The following is an 8,140-nucleotide window of genomic DNA, read 5'->3' on the forward strand; positions in this document are numbered from 1 at the left end:
TTTCTTTCCTTGCCCTGTATCGAGGCTTCCGCCAGTATCTTAACCAAGAAAGACCCTACATCCGTGAACCGGAACGATTTTCTACCGTCTTCAGGGGGGACCGATCGCAGCCGCCTGGCCTGCGGTCCTTTGGCAAGTCGCATGCGTTGAATACCGACTGGTCCGATATCCGCGTCCTGCAGGGGGCCTCGTGCGAGGCGCGCCTTCCGGTTCCTTTGACCCGCGACGCCCCCTGGCTTCGCCCGCGCGATCTGGCCGCCCGGCTGGCGGCGCTGGCCGAGACCGCACCTTCGCCCTGGCGCGACCGGCTGCGGGCCGAGCCCGCCGTCGTGGTGGCCCAGATCCTCAGCTTTCGCCCCGACGATGCCATCGCCGCCTTCGATCTGGCCGCCGACGAGGGCACCGAGGCGCTGATCCGCCATGTGCGCGCGCTGTCGCGGCGGATCGACGACTGGCTGATGCGGATCGAGGCGCAGCTGCCCGAGGCTTTCGGCGAGACCATCGCCGCACTCGAACGGCAGATGGGGCTGCGCGGGCGGGTCAGCGGGCTTGCGGCCCGGTCGGGCACCGATCTGGCCGCGCTTTTGCTGGCCACCTTCGGTAGCAGGCAGGCCGGGCGCCCGGCCGAGGCACAGGCCGAGGCCGTGCCCGACCGGATCGCCGAGGCCCGGGCGCTCGCGACCGCGATCAGCGCGGCGCATCGGCAGATGATCCATGCCGTGGCCTCGCTGCAGCCCGCCGCCGCCACCGCCTTTGCCGAACGGATCGAGGCGGGCACGATCGAGCCCGGCATCGGCCTGATCCTGGCCGAGCTGTCCGCAGCCGGGCTGGTCGACGACCGGCTGAACCGCTTTACCCGCCGCCATACCGATTTCTACTACCGCGAGATCCTGGGCCAGCCGCCCGCCGATGCGACCCCCGAACGGGTGCTGCTGCATGTGCCCCCGGCGGCGGCCGAACGGCACCTGCCGCGCGGCACCACGCTGGCCGCGCGCGGCGCCGACGGAGCGGTCGCCACCTTCCGCACCCTGACCGCGATCCCGGTCAGCACCGCGCGCGTCCGCACCACCGGCGCCATCACCTTCGAGACCGATCCGCAGGTGTCGTTCTTTGCCACGCTGGGCGCGATCACCCGCGTCGAGGCGGGGCTCGACCCGGCCGGGGCCGGGCCGCTCGGGCGCGGGGTCTTCGTCGCCCGCAACCGCGCCGCGCCCGAGGGCGGGCGCAGACAGGCCGGGGCCGAAATGGGGCTCGACATCGCCTCGGACCTGTTCCGGCTGCGCGAGGGGCGGCGTCAGGTCGAGGTCCGGCTGGACATGCGCCGCGCGAGCCCCCTGCCCGCGATGTCGCCGAAGCTGCCGCCCGGCACCGAGCCCGGCCGCGACCCCAATGTCGCGCTGGAACTGCGCAACGATCCCGAACTGATCCGCGCCTGCGGTTTCGCCAGCCTCGCGGAGGGGATCGAGGTCGTCGACGCCGCCGTGCAGGACTGGGCGCGCAACATGGTGCGCGCGCCCTCGATGGCGATGATCTACGAGGTCATCGCGCGCAAGACGCTGAACGCGGCACCGCTGCGCCAGCTTCTGGGGCGGATCGTGACGCTGAGCCTCGTCGAGGGCGTGCCCTGGCCCGAGGGCGACTATCTGCAGCTGCTTCTGGACAAGAACAGCGCATTGCAGCAAGGCCCGGACGGGCTGCTGCGCCGCGCCGCCGCGGGCGAGACAGACGGAAACGCCCCGGCGGACGGGGCCCCGGCCTCGCTGATGGCGGGCGCCTTCCAGCTGGCCCCGGGCGGCCGGGGGTTCCTGCTGGCGCCCTGCGACGTCTTCCAGAAGTTCTTTGCCGATGCCTTCACCGTCACCCTGACCAGCGCGCGCGGCCCGGTCGCGCCCGAGGTGCTGCAGATCCTGCCGAACGGCCCGGGCCAGCCGCCGGGCGTCACCTTCCGCATGACCTTCGGCCGCGAGGCGCCGCCGCTCGAACCCGATCCGGCGACGCCCGAGGCCGCGCCCGCGCTGGCGATCCGCGCCGCCCCCGATGCCCGGATCTGCCCGGTCAGCTTCTTCGAGCGCTACGAGGTCGATGCCGCCGCGATCCGGGTCCGGGTCGAGGGGTTGCGGACCATGGCGGGCTTCAACGATGACGGGCCGGTCGCGGTCGATCAGGCGGTGCTGCCCTTCGGCGCCCGCCCCGCCGATGGCGGCACGCTGACGCTGGCCGCGCCCGAACTGGCGGTCAAGCCGGTGACCCATGTCTCGCTCGACCTGACCTGGGCCGATCTGCCCGCCGGGATCGACGGCTTTGCCGGGCATTACGCCGCCTATCCGCGCGACACGCCGGTCCCGGACCCGCTTGTGACCGTCGAGGTGCTGTCGGGCGAGACCTGGAAGCCGCTGCTGAACGGCCCGACGCCCATGGCCGACCGCGATCCGGCCAGCGGCCGGCTGCTGGCCGACTGGCACCGCGAGGCCGATCTGGAAAGCCCCAGCCTGCCCGAGGACGGCCCGGCCGCGCTGAAGCTGCCGAAGGCGCGGGGCGAGATCCGGAGCGGCGCGCTGCGGCTGCGGCTTTCGGGCAGCGCGGGCGGCTTCGGGCAGACCGCCTATGCGCTGGGGCTGGCCGATGCGCTGCGCCCGCGCCTGCTGCGGCTGCGCCCCCGCCCGGTGCCGCTGCCGCCCTATCTGCCGCGGATCGCGCGGCTCAGGATCGGCTACGAGGCCGCCGGGCGGATCGCGCTTTCCGCCCCCGACAGCGCCCGGGCGCGCGACCGGGTGCGCCAGATCACGCCGTTCGGCACCATCCCGGTCTTTCCCGAACGCACCGAACGGGCGGCGGGGCTGGTGCCCGCGCGGCTGGGCTATGGCACGCTTTTCCTTCAGCTTTCGGGCAATTCGGCCAAGGACAACCTGGCACTGCTGTTCGACATCGCCGATAGCGGTCACGAACGGGTGGTGCCCGACCCGGTGCCGCTGGCCTGGCACTACCTGACCGAGGCGGGCTGGCAGGACCTGCCCGCCACCGCGATCTCGTCGGACACGACCGACGGGCTGCTGAGGTCCGGCACGGTGGTGATCGACATGCCCGACGACGCCAGCGAGACCGCGCCCGACATGCCGCCGGGCGGCATCTGGCTGGCGGTTTCGGCGGTGCGGCCCGGGTTTCACACCCATCCGGTGCTCGATGGCGTGCATACCAACGGGGTCTGGGCCGAAAGCCGCGACAGCCATCCGCATCCGGGCGACGGCCCGCGCGACTGGCGCTTCGATCCGGGCTTTGCGGGGCTTGGCAAGCCGGTCGAGGTCGACCGCCGGATCCCGCCGCGCCCGCCCGAGACCCCGCCCGCCTGGCGCGCCCGCGTGGCAGAACGGCTGCGCCATCGCAAGCGCGCGGTCACGCCCTGGGATGTCGAACGGCTGGTGCTGCAGGAATTCCCGGAAATCTGGCGGGTCAAATGCCTGTCCCATCTGACCGCCGCCACGCCCGAGCCCGCGCCCGGCCGGGCCACGGTGGTGCTGGTCCGTCGCCCGCCCGAGCCCACGGACGGCGCGCCCCCGCCCCCGCGCGAGCTGTACTTCGATGTCGGCAAGCTGGAACGGGTCCGCGCCTGGCTGCAGGCCCATGCCTGCCCCTTCGCGGGTTTCGACGTGGTCAACCCGGCCTTCGACCGGCTGCAGGTGCGCGCCCGGATCCGCTTTGCGCCCTTCCTGAACGACGGCGCGCTGGCCTTCCGGCTGCGCCAGGACCTGATCGCCCGGCTGTCGGTCTGGACCGCCGCGCCCGAGATCGCGCGGTTCGGCTGGTCGCTGAACGTGGCGCTTCTGCGCGCGCAGATCGCGGCGCTCGACTATGTCGAGGACGTCACCGATTTCTCGGTGCTGCATTTCGCGGCCGACGATTCCGGTGTCCACCGGCTGGCCGATACCGCGCAGATCGACGGGCGCGGCCCGCACGGGCCGGTGATCCGGCCGTCCCGGCCCTGGGCGCTGGCGCTCTCGGCCTCGGATCACGCGCTGGCGGCAGCCACCGCACGGAGCGGCATCGAAGCGACGCAAAGCGGCATCGGTCGGCTCCGGGTGGGCGACATGCTGATCGTGGGGCAGGAGACGGCGCGGTGACGAGACAGGACAGGACGACGCTCAAATCCTTTTTCCGCGACGGGGCGCTGCCCACCGCGGAACATTACCGCGACCTCATCGAATCCTGCGTCAACCAGACCGAGGACGGATTCTCGAAGACCCCGGCCGACGGGTTGCAGTTGCATTCGGTCGGCAGCTCGCGCGCGGTTCTCAGCCTCTATGAGGGGCTCGGCACGCCCTATGCCTCCTGGGTGCTCGAACATGGCGAAACCCAGGGCCATCTGCATTTCCGCCAGGGGCTGGGGGTTTCTGGCAACACGCTGGACGGCGCGGCGGGCGGCTGGGTCAGCGGTCCGCCCGGGCTGACGCTGGGCCGGGACGGCCGGATCGGGATCAGCGAGGCCGCGCCCGAATGGCGGCTTGACCTGCGCGGCACCGCGCGGATGGACGGGCGGCTGGGGCGCGCGACCGAGGGCCTTGCCGACCCCGTCGCCGACGGGCGCTGGCACGACATCACCCGGCCGATGACCGGCTGCCAGGCCTTCGAGGTGATGGCGGGCGTCGGCGGCGAGGTCGGACAGGGGCATTACGCGCTGGTCCACGCGGTCGCGATGAACGCCTTCCATCCCCGGAACGCGATCCTGAACTGGATGTTCGGACGGCGCCGGATCCGCGCCCAGACCGCGGTCTACGGGTCCTATGCCGACCGGCTGCGGCTGCGCTGGATCGCGACCGAGGAACGTCACCACTTCAAGCTGCAGATCCGCACCAATGCCGATTACGGCCTGGCCGAGGGCGCGCCGGTCCGGATCCGCTATCACCTGACGCGGCTCTGGTTCGACCCCTTGATGACCGGGTCGCGCGGACCCGCCGGAGGGCCGGACCGCGAGGACGGGCTGTTGTGACCGAAGATCTGCCGCCTCCGATCACCTTCGCGGCGCTGATGGCCGAGGCGACGCCCGCCGCGCAACGCGCCTCGGGCCGGATCTGGACCGATTACAACACCCACGATCCGGGCGTGACCTTCCTCGAACAGACCGCCTTCGCGCTGACCGAGATCGCCTATCGCGCCGACCATCCGGTGCGCGATCACCTGACCGCCGCGCCCGAGGCCTTCGACCTCGACGCGCTGGCGCTTTTCGGGCCGCGCGCGGTGCTGCCGGGGCGGCCGGTGACCGCGCTCGACCTTGCGGCCTGCCTGTCCGCCCTGCCCGAGGTCGCGCGGGTCTTCGTGCGCCCGGCCGGGGCGCGCGGGCTTTACGAAATCGCCGTTCTGCCGGGCGAGGGCACCCCTGCCGCCACGGCCATCGACGCGGTCGCGGCCGCCTTCGAGGGCATGCGGCTGATCGGCACCGATACCCTGCCCGTCGCGCTGGCCGAGACGCGCTGGCTCGATCTGGCCGGCCGTATCAGCATCGGCCCGATGGCCAAGCCCGAGGCCATCGCGGCCGAGGTCTATCATGTGGTCAATCTGGTGCTGATGGGGCTTGACGCGACCGGCACGGGCGGGCGCCGGGGGGCCACGCGAGCCGACCTTTTCGACGAGCCCGCCGCGATCTGGCCGCCGGTTCAGGCCGAGCCCGGCGACCCGGCGCGCCCCGATCTGGTGCTGGCGGCACTCGAACGGATCGAGGGCATCGAGAATGTCCACGAGCTGCGCCTGACCGAGACCGCGCCCCATGACGACCGCAGGCTGGCCCGGCCCGGCATCGTCGCGGTGCATGAGGTCCGTCTGCCCGCAGGCGCCGCGCGTCTGGACCTGACACTGGACGGCGCGCCGGTGCCGCTCGATCCGCATGGCATCGCCGAGGAATACGGTCGCCTGACCGCGGCGCGGATCGCCGGACAGGGCAACCGGCTCGACCCGCGCGATTTCGACGTGGCCTTTGCCGGGCGGCCGCGCGCGGCGGGGCGGCTTGGGGTCGATGCGACCCTGCCCGCCATCTACCGGATCCGGGGCGGCGAGCGCATCGCCTCCTATCGCGGGATGATCGACGCCACGCTCGGGGCGATGGCCGCGCCGCTTTCAGCCCTGCCCGCTCGCTATGCCGCCCGCGCCGTGCCCGACCCCGAGGATGCGGTGGCGCTGCGCGAACGGCGCGAGATGCTCGATTATCTCATTGCGCTTCAGGGCGAAGAGATGCCCGATACCGGACAGACCGGGCTGCATGCCTATCGCAGCGCGGCCGAGCGGCTGCGCTGGGACATCGCCTGGCGCGAGGCCTATCTGGCCCGCCTGCCAGACTTCGACTTTCACAAGGGCACCGCCCATCCCGAATTCGGGGCGGCGGCGCGGCTGGCGCATCTGTGCGATCTCTCGCCCTGGACCGGGCCGGTCGTGGCGCTGGCGGCGGCGGGCCTCACGCTCGCCCCCGGGGCCGATGCCCCCGAAGCCCCCGTACCGCGCAGCGACCTGACCCTGCCCGATCCAGCGCATGACCTCTTTCTCACCCGCCGGTCGGCGCCCGCGCCGCTTGGCGCATCCGATCTCGCCGCACTCTCGCCCTGGATCGCAGACGGGCGGATCTCGCCCGCGCTCCTGCGCCGCGCCGCCTCTGCCGAGGCCTATCTGCTGACCCCGGGCGACGATCCCGGGGATGGCTGGCAGCTTCTGTTCGAGGCCGTCCCCCGCGCGCCCTTCCTCTACCGCTGCGCCACCGACAGCGACCGCGCCGCGCTCGACCGGCTCGGGACGCGTCTGTGCCGCGCCTGGCAGGATCTGAACCGCGCCTGCGAACAGCTTTTGCTCATTGAGGATATCCGGCTGCGCGGCGCCGGGCGCGGCTTTGCCGAGGCCAGCGTATGGGCGCTCCTGCCGGGCTGGACCGCGCGCGGCGCCGACCCGGCCTTTCGCCGCCACGTCGAGGACATGATCCTGCGCGTCGCCCCCGCCCATGTGCATGTCCGCCCGGTCTGGCTGGACGCCGATGCGCTGGCGGATCTGGCCCCGCGCATCGCCGCTTGGCAGGCTGGCATCGACGGCGCCGCGGCGGATCTGCGTGCGGCGCTGAGGCAAGACGGAGGGCCGCTGGAATGACCGGCCAGCCCGCGTCCCGACCTGCGCCCGAAGCCCCCCCGAACCGGATCGGGACGCTTGAATTCCGCTTCGACCTGGTCGACGGCCCGGGGCCGCTCGGCACGCCCGAACGGCTGCTGCTGGCGGTTCGGGCCGAGTTGCTCGAGACCGTCGGGCATGTGCTGGCGGCCACCTCTGTCGGCCGCGCCGATCTGCGGCTCGAGACGGTCGAGATCGACCTCGGCGTCTTCCCCGACCCGCCCGACTGGCCCGCCGTCAGGCGCCGTCTGGCCGAAACCCTCACCGCCGCGCTGGCGCCCCATCTCGGCAGCCCTTTGCCGGACCGGGCCGGGCCGGGGACCGGCGCCCCGATCCCGGCTTGCACATTGCCCCGCCCCGAAGCCCCGCGCGGGCCAGCCCCCGCCGCCGCGACTCCCGCGGCGCAGATGCCGACCGGCCCGGCCCCGAGGTCCGATCCACCGCCAGTCCACGCTCTCCCCACCGGGCCTGCGCCCGGACGGACCGGAACCCGATCGGCGCCTGCGACCGTCCCGGCCCCCGCGCCGGTGCCCCGGCAGCACTCCGCGCCGACGGCTGCGGACCGGCTGGCCTCCGGCGCGGAACCTGCCGGCCGGTTGGCCACCCCGCCTCCGCCGGACCGCCAGTCGGCCGCGGCCTCGCCGCCCGCCGACAGCATGGCACCTGCCGCGCCGCTCCGGCCGGGCGACCCGCCCCCTGCCGCGCCGCCCTCACCGGCGCCGCCCTCACCCGCGATGTCCGCAACCGAGCGTCCCGCCCCCGGCTCCCCCGATGGCCCGTCGCCCCTCGGGCAGAGCCCGTCCCCCGGCATCCCGGCCACAGCAACCGCAGCAACCGCAGCAACCGACGCAACCGACGCAACCGACGCAACCGAAGCAACCGAAGCAACCGACGCAACCGACGCAACCGAAGCAACCGAAGCAACCGAAGCAACCGAAGCAACCGAAGCAACCGAAGCAACCGAAGCAACCGAAGCAACCGAAGCAACCGAAGCAACCGAAGCAACCGA

Annotated in this window: 3 protein-coding genes and 1 pseudogene; all 4 read left to right on the forward strand. The window is 73.1% G+C overall.

The genetic code is table 11. The features are described 5' to 3' along the window. The first annotated feature begins 146 nt into the window (after positions 1–146). The gene (locus EV657_RS03760; RefSeq protein WP_134077178.1) at positions 147–4,115 is read left to right on the forward strand and encodes a hypothetical protein; all 3,969 of its coding nucleotides are present in this window, start codon (positions 147–149) and stop codon (positions 4,113–4,115) included. Then, positions 4,112–4,981: a hypothetical protein gene (locus EV657_RS03765; protein ID WP_075786049.1), complete on the forward strand. Its 870-nt coding sequence runs from the start codon at positions 4,112–4,114 to the stop codon at positions 4,979–4,981. The genes EV657_RS03760 and EV657_RS03765 overlap by 4 nt, the downstream gene beginning before the upstream one ends. Beyond that, on the forward strand, positions 4,978–7,113 hold the full coding sequence (locus tag EV657_RS03770) for a hypothetical protein (protein ID WP_134077179.1): 2,136 nt from the start codon (positions 4,978–4,980) through the stop codon (positions 7,111–7,113). Before EV657_RS03765 ends, EV657_RS03770 begins: the two co-directional genes overlap by 4 nt. Further along, a pseudogene (locus tag EV657_RS21430) lies at positions 7,110–8,140 on the forward strand (hypothetical protein); the annotation flags it as partial. The gene EV657_RS03770 and the pseudogene EV657_RS21430, both read left to right, overlap by 4 nt.

It is taken from the genome of Rhodovulum visakhapatnamense (assembly GCF_004365965.1).
Taxonomy (GTDB): domain Bacteria; phylum Pseudomonadota; class Alphaproteobacteria; order Rhodobacterales; family Rhodobacteraceae; genus Rhodovulum; species Rhodovulum visakhapatnamense.